The sequence below is a fragment of the Sphingobacterium sp. GVS05A genome (genome assembly GCF_019969845.1).
In the GTDB taxonomy this organism is placed as follows: Bacteria; Bacteroidota; Bacteroidia; order Sphingobacteriales; family Sphingobacteriaceae; genus Sphingobacterium.
The window spans coordinates 31,025-52,053 of the sequence record NZ_JAHXYR010000006.1 but is presented as its reverse complement, the minus strand read 5'-3'; the positions used below and the strand labels follow the sequence as shown (position 1 = coordinate 52,053).

19 protein-coding genes are annotated in these 21,029 nt (G+C 40.0%); 1 reads left to right on the top strand and 18 read right to left on the bottom strand.

Features of this window, described 5'->3' with window-relative positions:
- Positions 1–17: 17 nt before the first annotated feature.
- The 11 genes from LC454_RS15785 to fucP all read right to left on the bottom strand — a co-directional run bounded on the left by LC454_RS15785 (position 18) and on the right by fucP (position 12,888).
- Positions 18–1,781, bottom strand: coding sequence for an L-fucose isomerase (locus LC454_RS15785; RefSeq protein WP_223583438.1), 1,764 nt, complete (start codon positions 1,779–1,781; stop codon positions 18–20).
- Between the two features lie 5 nt (positions 1,782–1,786).
- Positions 1,787–3,025 carry a DUF6786 family protein gene (locus tag LC454_RS15780; protein ID WP_223583437.1) on the bottom strand — a complete coding sequence of 413 codons (1,239 nt, stop codon included), beginning with the start codon at positions 3,023–3,025 and terminating at the stop codon, positions 1,787–1,789.
- Between the two features lie 11 nt (positions 3,026–3,036).
- Positions 3,037–4,185 carry a glycoside hydrolase family 172 protein gene (locus LC454_RS15775; RefSeq protein ID WP_223583436.1) on the bottom strand — a complete coding sequence of 383 codons (1,149 nt, stop codon included), beginning with the start codon at positions 4,183–4,185 and terminating at the stop codon, positions 3,037–3,039.
- Between the two features lie 574 nt (positions 4,186–4,759).
- Positions 4,760–5,548, bottom strand: coding sequence for an SDR family oxidoreductase (locus tag LC454_RS15770; protein ID WP_120259110.1), 789 nt, complete (start codon positions 5,546–5,548; stop codon positions 4,760–4,762).
- 195 nt (positions 5,549–5,743) lie between these two features.
- The gene (locus LC454_RS15765) at positions 5,744–6,646 is read right to left on the bottom strand and encodes an amidohydrolase family protein (protein ID WP_223583435.1); all 903 of its coding nucleotides are present in this window, start codon (positions 6,644–6,646) and stop codon (positions 5,744–5,746) included.
- Positions 6,597–7,454: a fumarylacetoacetate hydrolase family protein gene (locus LC454_RS15760; protein WP_223583434.1), complete on the bottom strand. Its 858-nt coding sequence runs from the start codon at positions 7,452–7,454 to the stop codon at positions 6,597–6,599. Before LC454_RS15760 ends, LC454_RS15765 begins: the two co-directional genes overlap by 50 nt.
- Before the next feature lie 62 nt (positions 7,455–7,516).
- Positions 7,517–8,281, bottom strand: a complete 765-nt coding sequence (locus LC454_RS15755) for an SDR family NAD(P)-dependent oxidoreductase (protein WP_223583433.1) — start codon at positions 8,279–8,281, stop codon at positions 7,517–7,519.
- Between the two features lie 2 nt (positions 8,282–8,283).
- The gene (locus LC454_RS15750; protein ID WP_223583432.1) at positions 8,284–9,597 is read right to left on the bottom strand and encodes an alpha-L-fucosidase; all 1,314 of its coding nucleotides are present in this window, start codon (positions 9,595–9,597) and stop codon (positions 8,284–8,286) included.
- A gap of 21 nt (positions 9,598–9,618) precedes the next feature.
- Complete coding sequence (locus LC454_RS15745; RefSeq protein WP_120259115.1) at positions 9,619–11,277, bottom strand: UxaA family hydrolase; 1,659 nt, start codon at positions 11,275–11,277, stop codon at positions 9,619–9,621.
- A 3-nt stretch (positions 11,278–11,280) separates the two neighbouring features.
- On the bottom strand, positions 11,281–11,613 hold the full coding sequence (locus LC454_RS15740) for an L-rhamnose mutarotase (RefSeq protein WP_223583431.1): 333 nt from the start codon (positions 11,611–11,613) through the stop codon (positions 11,281–11,283).
- Positions 11,614–11,622: 9 nt separating this feature from the next.
- Entirely contained in the window at positions 11,623–12,888 is a 1,266-nt protein-coding gene (gene fucP, locus LC454_RS15735; protein WP_223583430.1) for an L-fucose:H+ symporter permease, read from the bottom strand.
- A 143-nt stretch (positions 12,889–13,031) separates the two neighbouring features.
- On the opposite strand from fucP, the gene LC454_RS15730 reads away from it, so the two are divergent.
- Positions 13,032–13,895, top strand: a complete 864-nt coding sequence (locus LC454_RS15730) for an AraC family transcriptional regulator (protein ID WP_223583429.1) — start codon at positions 13,032–13,034, stop codon at positions 13,893–13,895.
- On the opposite strand, the gene LC454_RS15725 is transcribed toward LC454_RS15730, so the two are convergent.
- From LC454_RS15725 to rpsU, 7 genes are all read right to left on the bottom strand, one after another.
- Positions 13,884–14,852, bottom strand: coding sequence for an NAD(P)H-quinone oxidoreductase (locus LC454_RS15725; RefSeq protein WP_223583428.1), 969 nt, complete (start codon positions 14,850–14,852; stop codon positions 13,884–13,886). The two genes, LC454_RS15730 and LC454_RS15725, sit on opposite strands and share 12 nt — an antisense overlap.
- Positions 14,853–14,926: 74 nt before the next feature.
- The gene (locus LC454_RS15720) at positions 14,927–17,692 is read right to left on the bottom strand and encodes a TonB-dependent receptor (protein WP_223583427.1); all 2,766 of its coding nucleotides are present in this window, start codon (positions 17,690–17,692) and stop codon (positions 14,927–14,929) included.
- A gap of 136 nt (positions 17,693–17,828) precedes the next feature.
- The gene (locus LC454_RS15715; protein ID WP_223583426.1) at positions 17,829–18,356 is read right to left on the bottom strand and encodes a ferritin; all 528 of its coding nucleotides are present in this window, start codon (positions 18,354–18,356) and stop codon (positions 17,829–17,831) included.
- Positions 18,357–18,742: 386 nt separating this feature from the next.
- Positions 18,743–19,117 carry a DUF6686 family protein gene (locus LC454_RS15710; RefSeq protein WP_223583425.1) on the bottom strand — a complete coding sequence of 125 codons (375 nt, stop codon included), beginning with the start codon at positions 19,115–19,117 and terminating at the stop codon, positions 18,743–18,745.
- A gap of 313 nt (positions 19,118–19,430) precedes the next feature.
- Positions 19,431–19,790: a ribosome hibernation-promoting factor, HPF/YfiA family gene (gene hpf, locus LC454_RS15705; protein ID WP_120259123.1), complete on the bottom strand. Its 360-nt coding sequence runs from the start codon at positions 19,788–19,790 to the stop codon at positions 19,431–19,433.
- Between the two features lie 14 nt (positions 19,791–19,804).
- Positions 19,805–20,686: a tyrosine-type recombinase/integrase gene (locus tag LC454_RS15700; RefSeq protein ID WP_223583424.1), complete on the bottom strand. Its 882-nt coding sequence runs from the start codon at positions 20,684–20,686 to the stop codon at positions 19,805–19,807.
- 103 nt (positions 20,687–20,789) lie between these two features.
- Positions 20,790–20,984 carry a 30S ribosomal protein S21 gene (gene rpsU / locus LC454_RS15695; RefSeq protein WP_046672133.1) on the bottom strand — a complete coding sequence of 65 codons (195 nt, stop codon included), beginning with the start codon at positions 20,982–20,984 and terminating at the stop codon, positions 20,790–20,792.
- Between the last annotated feature and the right edge of the window lie 45 nt (positions 20,985–21,029).

The window sequence follows — 21,029 nt, the reverse complement described above, 5'->3', positions numbered from 1 at the left end:
ATATTGAAGCCTAAATCTTATTTATACAAGGGGCCATATACCTGACATGCTCTATAATCGTTGCCCTCGCTGTCCATTCCAAAAGCTCCCCATGCCGATGGCCGAAAGATTGCCTCCTGCGCAACATTATGCATATTGACCGGAATGCGTAACATCGCTGCCAACGTGATCAGATCTGCGCCGATATGCCCATAACTAATAGCGCCATGATTGGAACCCCAATTGGCCATAACGGCATATACACTAGAAAAATTAGTTTCTCCGGTCAAGCGTGGTACAAACCAGGTGGTTGGCCAGATTTTATCTGTGCGTTCATCCAATATACGGTGTACATCTTCTGGCAGATCGATCGTCCATCCTTCAGCAATTTGCAAAACTGGCCCTACCCCCTTAATGAGATTGAGGCGGCACATGGTTACAGGCATTCCTCCCTCAGTGACAAACTTGGACGAAAAACCACCACCCCGCATATAATCTCTATTGGAGGGGTAAAATGTGGTGGCCTTCAGACAGGAATCCACTTCTTTATCCGAAATTTCCCAATGTGGTTTCATTACAGGCTTGTCCCCAAGGCGCTGTTTCCCCGTACCATCAAGGGTCGCCGATCCGGAATTAATCAAGTGCAGAAATCCATCTACAGCCCTTCCCTCAGGTTTCCAGCCAGATACGCGCCTTACCGCCTCAGGACTCCAATAAGTCCGCACATCAGCAAAGATCTGCGCAGTATTGGTCAATAGATAATTAAACAGCATAGATACCCCATTCAAGGCATCATTTTCAGTAGCCACCAAATAAGGCGCACGTATGCCATTCCAATCAAATGACGAATTCAATAGTGCTTCGGAAAAATCACCGTCTGGTAAGAAATCTGTCCATTGCCGTTGCCCCTGAAATCCAGCCAAGAGCGCATGGTGGCCTTGGGCTTCTTCTCCGTAGCCTTGATCGACAAGTCTTGGATTGCCGATCATAAGATCACGCATAATCATCGTCATCTTGACAACAAACTCCCAATCCTGATCTTTCTCTTCGCGGCTTTTGACATTCTTTGCTTGATTAAAGTCTTCACCCTCCTGACAATGTTCACGCGTCCACTTCAATGCTAATTTAAACTCCTCCGGATCAAAAATATTCTGTTGTATCCGGCGTAGGATTTCTGAGGAATCCACATACTCATTACGCATGCCCAGGTAACTTTGGAAAAAATCGGCATCAACGATAGACCCCGCTATTCCCATCGAAACCGAACCGATAGCCAAATAAGATTTGCCCCGCATGATTGCCACAGCTAATCCTGCTCTCGCAAAGGCCAGTAACTTCTCACGCACGTCCTCCGGTATATGCTGGTCGCCCATGTCCTGTACATCCTTACCATAGATCCCAAAGGCTGGTAAGCCCTTTTGATTATGAGCGGCCAAGGTTGCCGCCAAGTATACTGCTCCTGGTCGTTCGGTGCCATTAAAACCCCAAATTGCTTTGGGCAACAGGGGATTCATATCCATTGTTTCAGAACCATAACACCAACAGGGTGTGACAGAAAGCGATACACCGACATTCTCCCGCTCAAACTTATCGGCACAGTCTGCGGCTTCTTTTACACCACCAATACAGGTATCCGCAACAACGCAGACCACAGGTGTTCCATCTGGATATTTCAATTCGGTGTTAAACAATGCCACGACAGCTTTAGCCATATTCATTGTTGTCTCTTCCAAAGATTCACGTATACCGCCCAGGCGACCATCGATAATAGGGCGAATACCAATTTTAGGATATGTTTTCATATTTGTTACTTTTTAGGTTGACCAAAAATTGTTGAAACACGGGCTAGGGAGGTTCCTAACACCTTCTCAGCAATTGTATTCAGCTCAGTTTTGTCCCCAGTAAAATGGAAGACACTATGATTGTGTACAATCTGTTCATTGGGTGGGATAAAAGCCGCCGGAGAAACACTTTCAATTTCATAAAAAGGTCCCATTTGCGTGCCGTCCGCTAACGGGCCATCATTATATGCATTCATTGCATCACCTAGGAAAGGATCTTTTTTTGTCGTCCATTCCTGGTTTAGATAAGTAGCAGTATTGGCCACGTCAAAAAGGGTAATCGTAAGCACACCTTCATCAACAGCATAACTTCCGGCGATAGGTTTGGCGCGATGAGGTGGTATACCGAGTTTGCCTCTTGACAAACCATCAGCCTTAAAGTATAAAACGCCTTTTTCCATTGCAATCCGATCAGATTGAATCTCACCAAAGTAGTCTGTTGTGGCCACTTTACCTTCAGCTTCTTCTTTATAGGGGATTAAAATCACGGTTTCCGGAGTAGGTGTAAACATATCTAAATTCCATATGCAGGGCGCTCCGGTCTTTTTATCCCAGGTAAAATCACCCGCATTTCGCAAGCTATTGGTTGTTTTAAACCCGACAGATTTCACCTTATCCCCTAATACAATGGAAAGCATACCTTCGATCTCCTTGCGTTCCAATATCTCGACCTGACGGTTAACATTTATTTTGAACTGTTTCCCGGCATAGTTTTGTAGTTCCATATCCTTGGCGAGCCGCACACTTTTCGTGGAGGATGAAACCACAGACCAACTTTCGGTGTCAATTGCAGCTGGGGTACGCCAATGATCAAAAACCATTTCCTTTTTTGGTGCAAAAAACAAGGAAAAAGGCCCACCTTCTGGTCCCAGCCATAGCCGATCTTCACCACCATAAGCATTCATATGTGGATCAATAGCTTGATCAAAAGCTTTGTAGTTGATCCAGCCGAAACTCTTCCCCTCCTGACCTTCCGCGGTAGAAGTAAACACTTTGCCTTGGTATTTGGGCGAAACAATAAGTTTCGCTTCACCTCCGGAAGCTGAAAGGACAATCAGTTGTTGATCCCATTTTTGCAGAAAAGTGAGATCAGCAGCGAAATTAGGCGCAGCTTTCTGCGTGTGCCCTGGTACTTTATTATTACCCTGACAGGCTGAGAACAATACGGAGAATATCATCATAGTTTTGAATAGTTTTGTTTTCATGGTCCCGAACTTTAATTGATTTCTATCCCATTCTTTCCTGGAAGTGGCTTAAATTTGCCGTGAGGCTCTGTTTGGTACCAGTAAGCCACCGAGATAATATCAGATTTCTGAGGCAGATACCGGTCTTCGGACCGCCAGCCCAGATCTTGAACGGTTACCTTTAGGTCACCATCAAAACGTACAGGATCCAGAATATGCCAACGGTACATTCCAAATCGCTGCTGTGAATCATATATGCCATCCGGACGGATTACTTGATGTAGACCAGCATAAGGTGTAGTAAATTCCTGATATCTACGCGTCTCTTTGTTTTCAAAATTATAAGATCCACAGAAGTAGTCTTCCAAGCCCGTCGTGACGATCGTAGCAAACTCTTTATCGCCATCAAGGAAAAATTTAACTTCACCTTCACCCCACCAGCCCGTATTGTTAACACCAACAGCCAAATAGGTTCCAACATAATGTCCTTTCCCTTTTACACCGTCCAGAATGGTATGTAAGGAACCTTCCGTAGGGTGAGATCTTCGGTATTGCGCATGGAAGTAAGCTTCATCATTACCAACCTCAGTCTCGGCATAATTGACTTGATAATAGAGTACCATGGGATGAATGCTGACATTCTCCATCGTTATCTTGCATTTTTTTCGAAAAGGCATTTGCCAATAGGAGTTAAAAGCACTACCTGGATTGACTGTCATCGCGAGTGAATTTAAAGGGGCGTATTTATTCCAACCCATTCCAAAAAAGGCTCCAACAGGTGCTTCAACAGAAGGTTCTGTCTCCCCATCCCAATAAAACCGAATAATGGATTGACTCCAGTTGCCTGTCGGTGTCATCCAGATGTGCTGAATAATTCCCGATCCATCTATTTCAGCCAGCGTAAATGTCTCACCGGCACCGATATGGACATAAGGATTAACTTTCCATCCCACGCCGAGCTCTCGGGCAGCTTTGGAAGCATTTGCCTGGTTACGCGCCCCTTCCTTTTCATTGGGGACAGCCATTCCACCTTTACCTTTTCCACCGCTAAAGTTTTCAGGACTGATTGACCTTGTTTTAGCATTCGATAGTTTCGATAGATTACCTAATCCGTTTGAATTTTGAGCGAAAGATGTATAACCGAACATGATTACACACCATAAAAACATGAATCTTTTCATATACTGTAATTGATTATCTTATTGATTGTATATTTTAAACAGGACAAATGAGTGTATTGCACGCTCTTTCCCATCAGTAAGATGGGGCATTTCCTATTTAAAAATTACATTCAATTGTGTAATAAAATTGAAATTTTAAATATGGACGGTTTATAATCCATGTAATATTTATTTGGAATTTATATTATATAATCAGTTCTGTAGGATCTTTTTATCTTTCATAGCTTAATCGTTTAAACAAAAAGAGCAAAAAAAAAGCAAAAGGATCCGTCAGTTTATCTTAAGTTTATAATTATCAGTTATACAAGTATAAGCTTAATCGATTAAATAACAAAATAAAATTTATATTTTTTTTGTTAACATCAAAATCATCAGCAGATTAACTAGAAAATCGGCCTTATTTGTATTTTTTCACGGTCTTGGGCATTGCACCTATTATCAGCGGGCATAAAAATAAAAAAGTCAGAAGAATGATTCTTCTGACTTTACAGGCACAGCCTTATTTTCTTATCGTACGTAGCTCATTAGAGCATGGCTAAACACGATGCTTCGAGTTTCTTATTTTTACGGGATATTATTCCGCAATAATGGAGCGGTCCAAATGTACATAACCACCATCAACATGGATCAATTGGCCTGTTGTATGGCTTGACTTATCAGACAGCAAAAATACGGTTGTATCTGCAATTTCCTCAGCCGTAGTCATGCGATTTTCTAAAGGAATACGATCGGTAATCTTTTTCAATATTTCCTCCGGATTTGGTAAGGTCTGGATCCAGGTATCATATTGTGGAGTGGCACATTCAGCAACAACAATAGCGTTTACACGGATTGAATAAGGCAATAGTTCTACAGCCCATTCGCGTGTCAATGCATTTCGTCCGCCATTGGAAGCAGCATAGGCTGACGTATTGCCCTGTCCGGTTTCTCCTGTTTTGGAAGATATATTGACAATACTTCCTTTAGATGCTTTCAATGCATCCAATGCATGATGCGCCATTAAATAATAATGGATCAGATTTTTATGTAATGAGGCTACAAATTTCGCATAATCACCTGATGCCAAACCCACCCCATCATTCTGTCCCGCATTATTCACCAGGCCGTCTATACGGCCATAAACCTCCAGTGTTTTTTGTACCGCTTTTTCACAATCTTCAGGTTTGGACAATTCAGCCTCAATACACAAAGCATCAATACCAAACTGTTTCACTTCTTCCTTGACTTTCTCATTGTCGGCCTGTTTACGTCCCACAATAACAGGAATAGCCTGCTCCTTGGCCAAAGCATGCACGACAGCACGCCCTATCCCCTTTGCACCACCTGTAACAATAACTACTTTATCTTTTAAATGAAGATCCATAATAATTTTATTGAATTGTATGTTTCATTGATGAGTGTCTGTTTTCTGCATCAACGAACTCGTTTCACTGGTTATTGATTAAAGCTTATCCCAACAGCAGCGAGCTGATTAGACTCGGTTTATCTGCCATTGAAACAATCAGTATGCATGCTTTCCCTTTCGTGCATACTGATTGTTTTCTGGGATTATATAGTTTTATAGATTATATACACGTATAGCATTCTCAGCCCAAAACGCTTTTTTTTCCTTTTCTGTAAAGTCGCCCAATTTATCTTCGACGATAGCGATACTTTCCTCATAGGAGGCCGCTAACAGGCATACAGGCCAGTCAGATCCAAACATAATCCTTTCTTTTCCAAAACGTAGGAAAATATGGTCTAGATACTGTTTGAAATCATCCAATTTCCATCTGGACCAATCAGCCTCTGTAGCCAGTCCGGACACTTTACAGACCACATTTGAAAAGGCAGCAAGTTTATCGATAAACGCGGCCCACTCATCAAACTCCCTTGATTTAATCGGAGGTTTGGCAATATGATCCAGCACAAATTGAAGATTTGGATTTTGTTGTACACATTGTAATGTAGCATCATAATGACGCGGACGGATCAGTAAATCGTAGGTATAGCCAAACTCGGCCAATGCTTTTAACCCATTCAACACAGCTGGTCTAATCAGAAAATCTGGGTCCAACTCTCCCTCAACAATGTGTCGGAAGCCTTTGATCACCGGTAGTTCTTTATAACTTGTCAACTGCTGTTCAATATCTTCGGCCTGGAGGTCAATCCATCCGACCACACCTTTGATAAAGGGGTGGCTTTTGGACAGCTGAACCAAATAGTTCGTTTCCGTGTCAGATTGATCAGCCTGAACGGCCACACTACCTGCAAATCCATTTCGTTCCAATACAAACTGAATATCCAATGGTGTGAAATCTCGTTTAATAACGAGCATCTCGTCTGTAATCCAACTGTCTCTAACAGGATCGAATTGCCAAAAATGCTGATGGGTATCTATGCGCATAATAAAACCTAAAATAGGAGATAAATTAATTTTTTGAATAAGCAACCACAGTCTGACGTGATTCGCCAAGTCCATCTGCACCCAATTCAATCACATCACCAGGTTTTAAATAAATAGGAGGATTAAATCCAAGACCTACACCCGCAGGAGTTCCTGTTGAAATCACATCTCCTGGCAATAGGGTCATAAATCGAGACACATAAGAAACAACATGTGCAATTGAAAATATTAAATCTTTGGTATTTCCATCCTGATATGTTTTACCATTAACTTTCAACCAGATACGCACATTGTTAATATCCTTGATTTCCTCTTTCGTGGCCATGAATGGTCCCATAGGCGCAAATGTATCACAGCCTTTTCCTTTATCCCAGGTGCCACCGCGTTCCAATTGATACTCACGTTCAGATACGTCATTGTGAAGTACATAACCCGCAACATAATCCAAAGCCTCATTTTCTTCTACATAAGAAGCTTTTTTACCAATTACAATACAAAATTCCACTTCCCAATCCGTCTTTACAGAGTCTTTAGGAATCATCACATTATCGTATGGTCCTATTAATGAAGTGGTGGACTTCATGAAAATAATAGGTTCAGCAGGAATCGGTGCATTTGTTTCCTTAGCATGATCCATATAATTCAGTCCGATACAAACTATTTTAGATGGACGGGCAAAAGGTGCTCCGATACGCTCGTCTTGCGGAATTTCAATCAGTTTACCTGCATTAGCCTTGACAAATTCCTCTAAACGAGCCAAGCCATCTTCCGCAAAAAATTGCTCATTGTAATCACCACCAAATGCACTTACATCGTAGTTTACTCCGTCGACCTGAACTCCAATCTTCTCTTTGCCAAAGGCTCCAAAACGTATTAATTTCATATTTTTTTATATTTGAGATATGAGATAGTAGATATGAGAATCTAATGTCTCAAATCTAACATTTAGTTATTCAATTTAATAAAACCACCATCGATAGGATAGTCATTTCCTGTAATAAACCCTGCGTCGTCACTACAAAGGAAAAGTGCCAGCTTAGCAATTTCCTCGGGTTGTGCCATACGACCTATTGGTTGACTTGCAGACAACTTTTCAAACATTTCAGCCTCTTTACCAGGATAGTTCTTCGCGATAAAACCATCCACAAAAGGGGTATGTACACGCGCTGGCGAGATACTGTTGCAACGGATACCGAAAGCCATGTAATCACGTGCTACCGACAAAGACATCGCATAGATAGCACCTTTACTCATGGAATAGGCAAAACGATCCGTAATTCCTACCCACGCCGCAATCGAAGCGAGATTAAGAATGGCTCCAGAGCCTTGCGCTTTCATGATCGGTACAATAGCATATAACGCATTGTAGGCACCTTTCACATTCACATTAAAAACACGTTCGAAGTCTTCGGATTTACAATTTTCCAAATTACCAACGTGAGCAATGCCAGCATTATTCACTAAAATATCAATTTTCCCGATATTTTGAGCTATGTCGATAATTTCCTCTTGATCGGTTACGTTACAACGATTGAACACAGCCTGCCCACCTAGAGCCAAAATTTCCGCTACTACAGCATTCCCACCTTCCTCATTTAAATCCAGAATATGGACTTTCGCTCCTTCTGTAGCAAATTGCACACTGATAGCACGACCAATCCCACTACCACCGCCTGTAATAACAGCTACTTTTTGTTCTAATTTTCCCATTGTTATTTAATTGTTAGTGTTAAAACTAGATCTGCCTCATCGGTCGATGCCGGCAAATCCAATCGTAAACTATTATCTTTATTACTAAATTTAATATCCTTATTTCCGATAAATGTCTTTACTTTCTTCACCTGATAAGGAAGCTTGGCAATATACAATTCCTTCTTTTCAGGTTTAAGGATGTGCAGGTATACCTGATTTCCTTTTCTAGTCAACGCATAATCATCCGTAGGTGGTACCCCTCCCGCTTCAGTTCCATAGATAGTCTCGCCATAAACAGCTAGCCATTTACCAAGATCTTTTAGGCGATCTTGTTGATAGTCTTGAATCTCGCCGTTCGGCATCGGTCCCACATTGAGTAACAGGTTTGAACCATGTCCCGCAGCTTTAACCAAGTAAGTCAATACCTCTCTAAACGATTTACGTGTCCTATCTTTTAATTCAAAGCCCCAAGATCCAGCGATGGTACCACAAACCTCTTTGGGCAATTTACCCACATCATGTGCGCTTGTTCCAAATCCTGTGGTATTTTCTCCTGGCAGATCACGTTCAAACATCTGAAAGTCTTCTCCCTCAAAAGGAGCTAAATGATGATTATTGCCCACCAAACATTGTGGCTGCAACTTATGGATCAACTCATAGATTTCTTTAAAATGCCAATCTTCTTTAGGTTTGTCCCAATGACCATCAAACCAAATTCCATCAACTCGACCATAACTTGTAAGAAGCTCAGTCAACTGACTTTTCATAAATTGGACATAATGATTCCAATCACCTTTTGTAGAATCACGCCCAGTGATGCCACCTCCTGTTTTACCTGCAGGTAGGTAATCATTGCGGTTCCAATCCAAAAGCGAGTAATAAAACATGACTTTTATTCCTTCTGCATGACATGCTTCGACCAACTCTTTTACAATATCACGTTTGAATGGCGATTTTTTTATGATGTTATAATCCGAAGTTTGGCTATTCCACATGGCGAAACCATCGTGGTGCCTTGTCGTGAATGTAATATATTTTGCCCCAGCCTGTTTAAATAATTTAGCCCATTCTTTTGCATCAAAAGAAATAGGATTAAAAAATTTAGGCAAGAGTGCATACTCATCCAAGCTGATGTTCTGATTATTCATGACCCACTCACCATCCCCCAACACACTATAGACACCCCAATGGATAAAGACCCCGAATCGAGATTGCTCAAACCATTCCCTATTTTTTAAATTTTCAGGACTTGGGTGGTACTGTTGTTGGCTATAACCATAAGAAAATGATCCTATGAGTAAGGCCAAACTGCAGATGACATGTTTTAATTTCATTATGTTCGATTTTTTGGTTATTTACAAAGAAACGCCCCTTCGCCAAGGAATAAAGTCATCCTGTCCCAACAAGACTGCTTTAGGCTTGACCTCACCTGAAGCAACTTCAATTACATAATCAAGTATACGATGCGCGGCCTGTTCAATAGTCTCTGTACCTTCGATAATGGTACCACAATTAAGATCTATGATATCAGGCATTTTTTCAAAAGTCTTTGTATTGGTCGATAGTTTTACAACTGGCGTAATCGGATTTCCTGTGGGCGTACCCAAGCCGGTCGTAAATAAGACAACATTAGCACCCGCAGCAACCTCAGCGGTAGTACTCTCTACATCATTACCAGGTGTACATAGTAAGTTGAGCCCTGCCCCATTAGCCAATTCTGGATAGTCAATCACAGCAGCGACTGGTGAGGTACCACCTTTTTTAGCTGCTCCTGCAGATTTGATCGCATCTGTGATCAGACCATCACGGATATTGCCCGGAGATGGGTTCATGTAGAAACCCGAACCATCCGCTTCTGCTTTCGCATTGTAGGTCCGCATCAAGCTCATAAACTTCTCCGCAGTAGGTTCATCAACACAACGGTCACTGAGTTCCTGCTCCACGCCACATAGCTCTGGGAATTCAGCTAAAATAACAGAACCGCCCAAAGTCACCAGAATATCCGAAACAAAACCAAGTGCCGGATTAGCCGAAATACCTGAGAAGCCATCTGAACCACCACACTCCAAGCCGATACATAGCTTATCTAGTGTGGCTGGTTTGCGCTCATTTTTATCCGCTTGCATCATCCCTGCGAAAGTTGCTTTGATTGCTTTTTGCATCAATTCTTTTTCAGTTCCTTCTTTTTGTTGCTCAAAGATGTATAAAGGACGGTCAAAACCGGGATTTCTTTTCTCTATTTCAGCCTTTAAAATGGAAGCCTGTGCATGTTGGCAGCCTAAACTCAATACAGTCGCACCAGCCACGTTGGGATGTGTAATATATCCTGCCAGCAAACCGCATAGCGCATCAGAGTCCATACGTGTACCACCACAGCCCATTTCGTGGTTCAAAAACTTAATGCCATCCACGTTTTTAAACAAACGTTCTTGTTCATTTGATGTTGAATTAGCCAATAAATCCTGTCCCAGAATTTGGTTTACATCTGCACCGGATTTATATAATCCGATCAGGTCTTCTACCTCAGAGATATAATTGTTGGCTTTAACCTTATAGCCTAGTTTCTCTTCGAAAGCGGCTTTTAGCGTCAGTACATTCCTGTTTTCACAAAATACCAATGGAATGACCAACCAATAGTTAGCCGTTCCTACCGTACCGTTCGAACGGTGGAATCCGTTGAACGTTTTATCTTTAAATGCAGCAATATCCGGTTTGGTCCAAGTGGTCTTACGATCACCCATTCTAAAATCTTCGGATGCATGACGTAAATTTTCTGTTGTGATCAACTCACCCGCACCTAAATCACCATTCAGCTTCCCAACCAAAACACCGTACATCAATATTTCGGCATCTTGCTCCATAGGCTGAATCGTAAACTTATGTTTGGCCGCAACGGCTTGCTTCAATGTAAACTCTTTACCTTCGAAAACAATTGCTGTTCCTTCAGCCAGGTCCTGCAATGCAACCAGGACATTATCCATCGGATGGATTTGTAAATAACGTTGTATGGCCATAACTTATACTAATTCAAATATTTTATTCATCATTACCCACTTTTCACCTGGTTTGGATCCCGGAATAGCAGCCTGATATTTCCACATCAACTGCTCCCATTCCTGAACTTTTTCATTGGCAGCATCCATAGCAGATTTGCGCTCAAATGAAAAATCATCACCAACTTCCATATTCATAAACAATCTATTCTCAAAACGATAGATCTCCATTTGGGTTACCCCGGCATCCAAAATCGACCGCTTGATCTCTGGCCACACTGCACGGTGGTAATCCTCATATTCTTTGATCAATTGTGGATCATTGACAAGATCCAACGCCATGACATATTTTTTCATTGCTATCTATTAATGTGATTTAAGATTTTCTGTTTCGGCGATGCTCACGTTCCTATTCTGAAAAGCAAAAGCCAATACCACGATAAAACATACTAAAGGCACAAAATAACCATATTGAAAATGGCCTGTTGTATCTGATATCAAGCCCAAAAGTGGTGGCAATAACGCCCCGCCAACAATTGACATTACGATCAGACTGGAAGCAGATTTAGTATCTGCTCCGATCCCCTGTACTCCAAAGGCAAAAATGGTCGGAAACATGATGGACATAAAAAATGCAATTCCAATCAAGGCATATAATGTTTGTACCCCTGTTCCAAAAATAACGAACAGTGATAATGCAATCGTCACAAAGGAATAGATGATCAACAGTTTAGATGCTGAAACAAAACGCATAAAGAAGGTTCCAATAAATCGGCCTAACATAAATGCTAGACCTGCAAAACCTGCATAGTCCGCACCATCTTTCCCTGATATCCCAGCTACTTCTGTTGCATATAGCACTAGAAAGCTTAAGATACAGACCTGAGCACCAACATAAAAAAACTGAGCAATGACCGCCCATCTTACATTTTTATGCCTCAAGGCATGAAAGAAGCCTGCTTTACCGTCTTCCTCATCATCTTTGATATCAGGCAATTTGGTAAAGAAGAACAAAGCAGCAATCAACAGAATCAATACGCCCAAAACAAGGTAAGGCATTTTTACAGAAGCTGTTTCCGACTGGATATAAGCCAGTTTTGCCTGTTCGGCCATCTGCGCAAGTTCTTCTTGTGATTTCGGTTCGTGTGACAAAATAAATTTCCCACCAAATATCGGTGCCAAGAAAGCTGCAAGACCATTGAATGATTGTGCAAAATTCAGCCGTTGAGCAGATGTTGCAGGATCACCTAAAATAGCGACATATGGGTTGGCAGCTGTTTCCAAAATAGTCAATCCACATGCGACCACAAACAAGGCTCCCAAAAAGAAAGCATAACTTATGGTATTTGCTGCAGGAACAAATAAAAAACAACCTAGCGCGAAAAATAACAACCCGATCAGAATACCGGCCTTATAGCCATAACGCTTCATAATAATTCCCGCAGGGATCGCCATTACAAAATAGGCAATAAATACCGCTGAATCGACCAAAGAAGCCTGGAAATGCGATAAACTAAAGGCATTCCTCAAATGTGGAATCAAGATCGGATCAAGGTTATGGATAAATCCCCAAAAGAAGAACAAGGAGGTCACCAAAATCAAGGCAAATGTGTAACTCTTTTTGTTAGTCATATATTCAAATGGTTATAAGTAGTTATTTTATGTAAAATAAGCCTAAAAAACCTAGACAATATTCAAGTATATTATCAATTTATTAAGCTATATTACCATATCTAAACAGGAATATGTAACTTTAATGCATATATTTCATAGTTATGAAAGCGCAATTACTTCATTTAAATAACAATCTCACCTATTCATTCAACGCCAGACGAGATAATACACCGCAATACCACAACATTTGGCATTATCATGAAGAACTTGAATTGATTTATTTTGCAGAGGGATCTGGTACACAGTTTATTGGCGACAGCGTTCGCCGTTTTGAATCCGGAGATATAACGCTAGTAGGTTCTAATCTTCCGCATTATTGGCTGTTTGATGAAATCTACCTAAAAGAGGATAATCCGCACGCAGCAGATATACGTGTACTGCATTTTAAAGAAAATTTCTGGGGGAATGAATTCACCAACCTGCCTGAGAACAAAAATATCAAAGACTTGATACGAATTTCGAAAAGGGGGATAGCACTTTCTAAAGCAAGTAAGGCTGAAACAATAAAACATATTGATGCCATACTAGACAGTGCTGGCACAACAAGAATCATCCACCTATTGCATATCCTTACATTCATTGCGACAGAAGAGCAGCATGATCTATTGACCAGCACAGGCTTTACAATTCAATCTCAGGACCAGGATGCTGACCGCATGCGCATAGCCATGCACTACATCGGCGAAAATTATCGTGATCAGATCCGCCTACAGGAGCTTGCCTCATTGACAGGAATGACGCCAAATTCATTTTGCCGTTATTTTAAATCGCAGATAGGTAAGACACTTTTTCAGTTTCTAATTGAAATGCGTGTAAAGACGGCATGTAATTTATTACTTGAAAATAAACAAACCATCAAGCAAATCTGCTTCGAGTCTGGGTTTCAAAACTTCTCGAGCTTTCATAAATATTTCAAGAATATCACGGGTACGACCCCGCTTAACTATCAAAAATCAAAAACTTAATACGATTTTTCCCAACAAATTCGAATCCTCCATCAATTGATGTGCCTTTGCAGCTTCATGATAAGGCAAAACACAAAACAGTCTGGGTTTAAAATCACCAGAAATGATCTTAGGCCATACCTCAGCCCAGATCTCATTACGTAATGTTTCTTTAAAGTGATGATCTCTTGCTCTCAGGGTACTTCCGGTAAGTAGAATTCTTTTTTGCATCAATTTGAGCAAGTTTATTTCTGCTTTAGCCCCTTGCATGGCGTTGATATAGACCAGGCGGCCATCGGGGTTCAAGAGATTGATGTTTTTTTCGAAATAGGCACCACCTATACTGTCTAAAATCACGTCAACACCCAAGCCGGCTAGCACTTCTTGAAAATCTTGGGTCGTATAGTTTATCACTTTTGATGCACCTAGTGATTGGCAAAAAAGACCTTTCTCCTCCGAACTAACAGTTGTATAAACTTCCGCACCGAATAGTGCACCTAATTGAATAGCTGTACTACCAATTCCGCCTGCTCCACCATGCACCAAGAAGTGTTCTCCAGATTGTAGTTTTCCCCTGCGAAAGACATTGTCCCACACTGTAAAGACCGTCTCTGGGAGTGCTGCAGCCTCTTCAAAACTTAGATTCCCCGGAATAGGTAGGCAATGCCCCTGGTAAACAGAAACGTAACTAGCATACCCACCACCGGCAACCAGTGCACATACCGAGTCACCAATATTCCAGCTATCGACCAAAGAGCCTTTCTCCACAATAACACCTGCCACTTCGAGCCCCGGGATACGTGGATCAACACCTGGAGGTGCCGGATAATTTCCCTTTCGCTGGAAAACATCTGGCCTATTCACACCCGCCGCCCTGACTGCGATCAACACCTCCATATCTTCAATCTTTGGTCGCTCCAGTTCCTCAACCGTTAATACCTCAGGATCACCCGGTCTGCTTATCACAACTGCTTTCATTTGTAAATAATTTCTAATTACGCTTTTATTATCCCACATTCAATCATGATAACAATGTTATGCATGAATGCCTATCAGGATTTCTTCGGGTATTTTTGTAAACGAATATTCAGTGAGAGCATAAAATAACGGGCCAAGCGATTATTTTGAACATCCAAGATATCATTTCCAACAACAGCACGGGATATTCCAGTATTCTGATTCATTAAATCGAAGCCCTGAAACCGCAACATACCCAGATTATTACGCCCAAAAGTATATTCCATATATGCATTGATTATCGTTGGACTAATATTACTCCAGGAACTTGAATATCCTGCGTTAAACTTTTGGGATAGCTCCAGCCCCATCGTGAAATGCTTCCCCAAATACGCCTTGGAACCAAGCCCAACAATTCCAGAATGTGCAGTGATATTGTCCCGAAAAGGCCAATCAAAAGTCGCCCGATTCAACGAATAATTACCGTTTAATTCGGCCTCAAAAATATCATTCCAAGCATAACGAAATTGAATGGCCTGCGTAATTAAGATATGTCCACCAAAACTCTTTTTATCATTAATGAAAGAGATATTGTTATAGTAATCCCCATTTCCATTAAGACTCATCTGCAAATTATCCGAGAATAAAGAAGCTGTAAAAAGATAATAACTTTTAATATCAAAATACCCATCCGTATTCCGATAGGTTGTTTTTTGTATTGTAGAGTTAGGCTCAATAGTACGATCCGCAACAATTTTATCATTTACCAGGTTATAAGCAAAACTTGCCTCAAAATACTGTCCTTTTCCCGTCATTGATTTGCGGTACTTTGAAACAATTGTATTTGCAAATTCTGATTTTAATTCCCCGTTTCCAACAACAATATTTTGTGTATTTGTATTATCTACCACGGGTTGTATCTGATAGAAGTTAGGTTGATTATTACGTCCATAGTAATCTATCGATAGATCTTCCTCTTTGGTAAACTTCCACTTTAATCCGGCTGAGGGCACAAAATTTATATTCGGATAGGAGGCTGGATTATCTTGACCGGTTAGGGCACCTTTCAATTCTGAAGCCTGAACAGCAAAGCCAAAATTTAATTTGACGTTTTTCCCCACATCCTGCCGATAAATCATTCCGACCTTATTACTCGAAAAAGAATAGTTATATTTTAAACTGAGTGAATCGATAAATATAGGTTCTTTCTCAGAATTCGTATGATCGAAAGTTGAGCGGTTGGCATCTATTTTTGTGTAATCAAGGTCATAGTTGATCTCCAAAACTCCTCCCAGATCCACTGGTTCGACAAGAGACAGGCGGCTCTGAATATTTTTGCTCTCGTTATCCGTTCGGATCATTTGATTTAGAAAGGTTTTTGTTATTTTAGGCGGAGTCACAGTACTGTCTATCCCTTCGTTCTTATCCTGCAGTACTTCGTCCTTATCCAACGCATTGAAATCTGTATGAAAAGTATATAATATTTTCCGGCCTGGCTTGTCAAAACTCCTTGTGTAAAAAAGGTCAAGTGCTGCTGCTGGGCTTTCCGTACTATTAGCAGCTTCATAATTACCTGTACTGCTCAAACTGTTGTTCTTGATCCGTCGATCCTTTAGTGTTCGACTTGTCGAATTCGTCCAGGAGAGTTTTGGAGAAATCTTCAATTGGTCTTTTGGTGAGAGCTTCATATCGAAATCCCAATCCATTTTGTGTGTCCGATCAACAGACTTTATCCGATAGTCCTCATAATTACTGATCGAGGTATTCACTCCTTTTCCAGACCCATAGATGGACTGTAAAAAAGAATTTCCTACGGTAGAATTGTTACGCTGTGTAAAAGAATATTTTCCACTGGCATTGACAGTCTTTGAAAGTGGGCTGGAAAAACTAGCCCCGACTGAACTTATTTTGTTGACACCATCTGTAGGATCAGCGAAATCTGCCAACTCGCCCATTTCCCGTTCTCGCTCGCCTCCATTTGGAGAGCCAAAAGAAAAGAGATTGGTATTTGTATTATTGATAGAGGATACAATAGAATATTCCTTTCCATTATCAAATCTATTTACACCAATACTTCCAAGGTAGCGGTCGGCGGAACCTCCGCCCAATGTTGCCTGTCCAAAAGTGATTTTTTTCTTATCCTCTCGAAGTACAATATTCAATATCTTTTCAGATTCGGTGCTTTTGATCCCTTTGGCCGTCGCTTCATCTCCATAAAAATCAATAACCTGCACACTTTTCACAAAATCAGCGGGGAGATTTCGTGTAGCAGTCAGGACATCCCCGCCGAAAAATCGCTTACCATCAACTTTTACCGAAGATATAGGTTTTCCGAAGGCGTAGACAGATCCATCTCTAGATACTTGCACATTTGGTAAGGCTTTAAGCGCCTCCTCTAAAAGTGCACGTCTATCGAATTGAAAAGCGTCTAAATTAAATTGTACTGTATCTTGTTTATAGACAATAGGCTTATATTTGAGAATAACAATCTCCTTTAGTAAGGAAACATGCGGAAACATTGTCAATTTCCCGACGTCCAGTTTGGCCGTACTACTATTGTAAAGCGGATAGCTACGTTCGAGAATACTCAAACCTATTTGAGTACAGCTTATCCGAATATCGTTTCCTAAAACACGGCCGAAGTGAAAATATCCCGTCGCTGATGTTGACGAAAACAGTGTGTCCCGAGAACTCGTCAAATGTACACTAACACCTTTGAGAGGATTGCCCGCGGTATCTATAACAATTCCATAAACCTCTTTTTTTGTCGCCTGACCAAACGTATTCGTTGGCAGAAAAAACAAGCTTATAATAGTTAACAAAAGTATAAACCGGATGATATTCCCGCCCCTTAGTTTCATCAAACAGACTTTGCAATAATACAATTCAATATAAGAAATTCTTAAGCTATTAACGTAAAAAGTTGTGATTTTGTATAAAAAAAAACGAGTTGTCAGGAAAACAACTCGTTTTTACTACTAAAATTCTTATAATTTGTTACTCACCAGCAAAGGCTACCTTAACAAGGTGTTTGTCAATTTCCCAACGGCCAGTACCATCTTCACCAATTACATCAAATAATTCCAGGATACGTCTTGCAACAAATTCTTCCTCTACTTGTTCTTCCAAGAACCATTGTACAAAGTTGAACGTCACGTAATCCTTAGCTTTTGCACATTTGTCAGCAATGTTATTAAATTGCTCTGTTACAAACATCTCTTGCTCCAATGTTTGCTCAAATACACCACGAAATGATTCGAAATCTTGTGGAATACCCGTAATCTCCGGAGATATTGCACGACCACCACGATTATTAATGTAGTTGAAAAGTTTCAACATGTGCTCACGCTCTTCATTGGACTGTTTTGCAAAAAAATCAGCCGCATTTTCCAAACCTTGATCATCACACCATGAAGACATTGCCAAATATAACGCTGAAGAATGTGCTTCAACTTTAATTTGTGCATTTAGTATATTTTCAATCTCTTCTTTCAAAGAAGATTTTAATTTCAATAAATCTTTCATATTTACCTTAAGTTTAATTTCTAAAACAATATCAAGTGATATACCTTATCATCTGATTACAATACAAAGATACATCGGATTTCGAAAATCTGTATAAATAATATGCAATACAAATTCAGTCTAAATTAGACAAACAAAACGCAACTTGTTTAGAATCAATACAATTACAAATACCATTCATTGATACTTTCAATAGCCCATAAATTTAAATAATAGGAAGGTATTTAGGTGTAATAAATACCGAATCACAATAAAGATAGCTGAGAGACACAATACACTTATTTAATTTTAATTTAAATAAGTATTTAGCATAATAGAAAAAGCGGTGTATACCCTAATTGGACATACACCGCTTTTTTTGATATTTTTATATAAAGTATACTTCATTATGCTAAGACAGCAAATGGAGAGACTTTTAGGCAGGTTCTGATAACTGAATTTAATTCCATCATAAATTTGGCTCCATCCAGTAGTTCACGAAGTTGAAGCACATCCTCTACAGCAAGAATGAAACATCTTTCTGTACGGAAAGGCATAACAATTTCAAAATCAGAAGAACGTGTTGTATCATTAATCATACGCTCCACATCAATTGAATCTATACGTTTCTTGAATTTCAAGAAGTCCGACACCGAAAAAGATGTTGTTTCATTATTATACTCCAACCAAAAGCAATTTTTACGACTACATTGGTAAACTTTACCAGCTGCAGTGGAAAACACCTCTTCAACATGTGCTAATGGACAAATCAATTCTGACATTTCTATTACCCTTCTCTTTTAAACTGTTCAAAAATAAATATTATTTATAATCAATCCAAGTAAAATAAGAGATTATTTTGATTTAATATAAATAAGCAGCGCTATTATTTATACCATCGGAAAACTGCCCCTTCTATCGCATTATAAACAGAGCGAAAAGTTCGGGATAGTTCTAAACCAAATGAACAGGTTTAGAAAATAAACCAGCTTGCAAACACCAAAAAATCCACCATAACCAATATGGCAAATCGTTCCAAAAAAAAGGAGGTCAATTATTGTTTGACCTCCTCCGTTAAAATCTATGTATTATATTTTAATCGTATTCTTCCTCTTCTTCTTCCTCTACGGAAAGTACTTCTTTGCGATTAGTAACGACTGTATTTTTTGTCTTTGTTTTATGTTTATTAATCTGCCTACGCAAGGATTCTACGGCGATATCCGTTGCCTCCTCAAAACTCTTCGCCTGCCCTTTTGCGAAAAGTTGGCTCCCTGGGATATTCAGTTTGATTTCTGAAATCTTATTTGCCTCGTCATCGACATTCTCCAATCGCAGGTAGCATTCACCACCGATAATTGAATCCAAAAACTGCTCTAATTTTCCTGTTTTCTTTTTAATGAATTCGATTAACTTTTGATCTGCATTAAATCGAATGGATTGCACAGTAATGTTCATTTTTCCTCCTTTTTTTAAGCTTTTGGATGAGCTTGTTTATAAATAGACTTCAATCGTTCTGCTGAGTTGTGCGTGTATACCTGCGTTGCGGCAAGCCCTGCATGTCCCAACAGTTCTTTAATTGCATTTAAATCCGCCCCGTTATCTAAAAGGGCCGTTGCGAACGTGTGCCTCAAAATATGAGGGCTTCGCTTACCTTGTGTGGAAATCAGTGTCAAATACCGATGCACAATGTCATATATCAGCTTGGCATACGCTGGTTTTCCCTCTTTCGTAACAATCAGTAAGCTGTTATTAGTATCAACAAATTGCGACGCTTTTTGTTGCAAATAGTTTTTCAATTCTTTTACTAAAAGATCATTTATGGGAACAAGGCGCTCTTTGCTCCTTTTACCTAATATAAGAATATTTTTATTAAAAAAATCGATATCCTGCTCCTTTATTTTCAACAATTCAGCCAAGCGAATCCCTGTCCCAAAAAGCAATTCCATTATCAGATAATTCCGGCATGATTCAAAATCATCCTTCTCCTGTTCCAGATGATCCAGCAACTGAACTAACTTTTCCTTCTCCACAACAACGGGTAGCTTCTTCGCAGTTTTTAACGCCTTAATAAGGGTCATAGGATTTTTATCAAGGCATTCTTCACGTTGAAGAAATTTAAAATAGGTGCGCAGCGAAGACATACTTCGATTGACAGAACTGGCATTTTTACCTGACTCCATCATTTGAGCAAAGTAATGACGCAGATCTCGATAGACAACATCCGATAACACCAGCCCCTCCACATTCAAAAAGGATTGAAACATTTCCAGTTCATGCCGATAAGCAATAACGGTATGTTCTGAATATCTTTTTTCAATCTGTAAATACCGGATAAATTCCTTTTCCAACATAATTTCCCTCACTATACTATCCTTAAATTACAAACTTAAAAGCACAAAAAAAAGGGAGAAGCAATGCTTTTCCCTTTATATTTTTAAATTCTCAGCGAATCAATTAGTTAGCCACATCTTGATTCAAAGATTGTTTGTAAATCGCTTTTTTCACTTGAATGCGACGAGTTACAGATCTCTTTTCATAAGCTTGACGTGAACGCAACTCTCTTAAAACTCCTGTTTTCTCGAATTTCTTCTTGAAACGTTTCAATGCTCTATCTAAAGATTCTCCTTCTTTTACATTTACGATAATCATGCGTTGTATATACCTCCTTTCGTCGCTTTTAAAATTTAAAGTGGG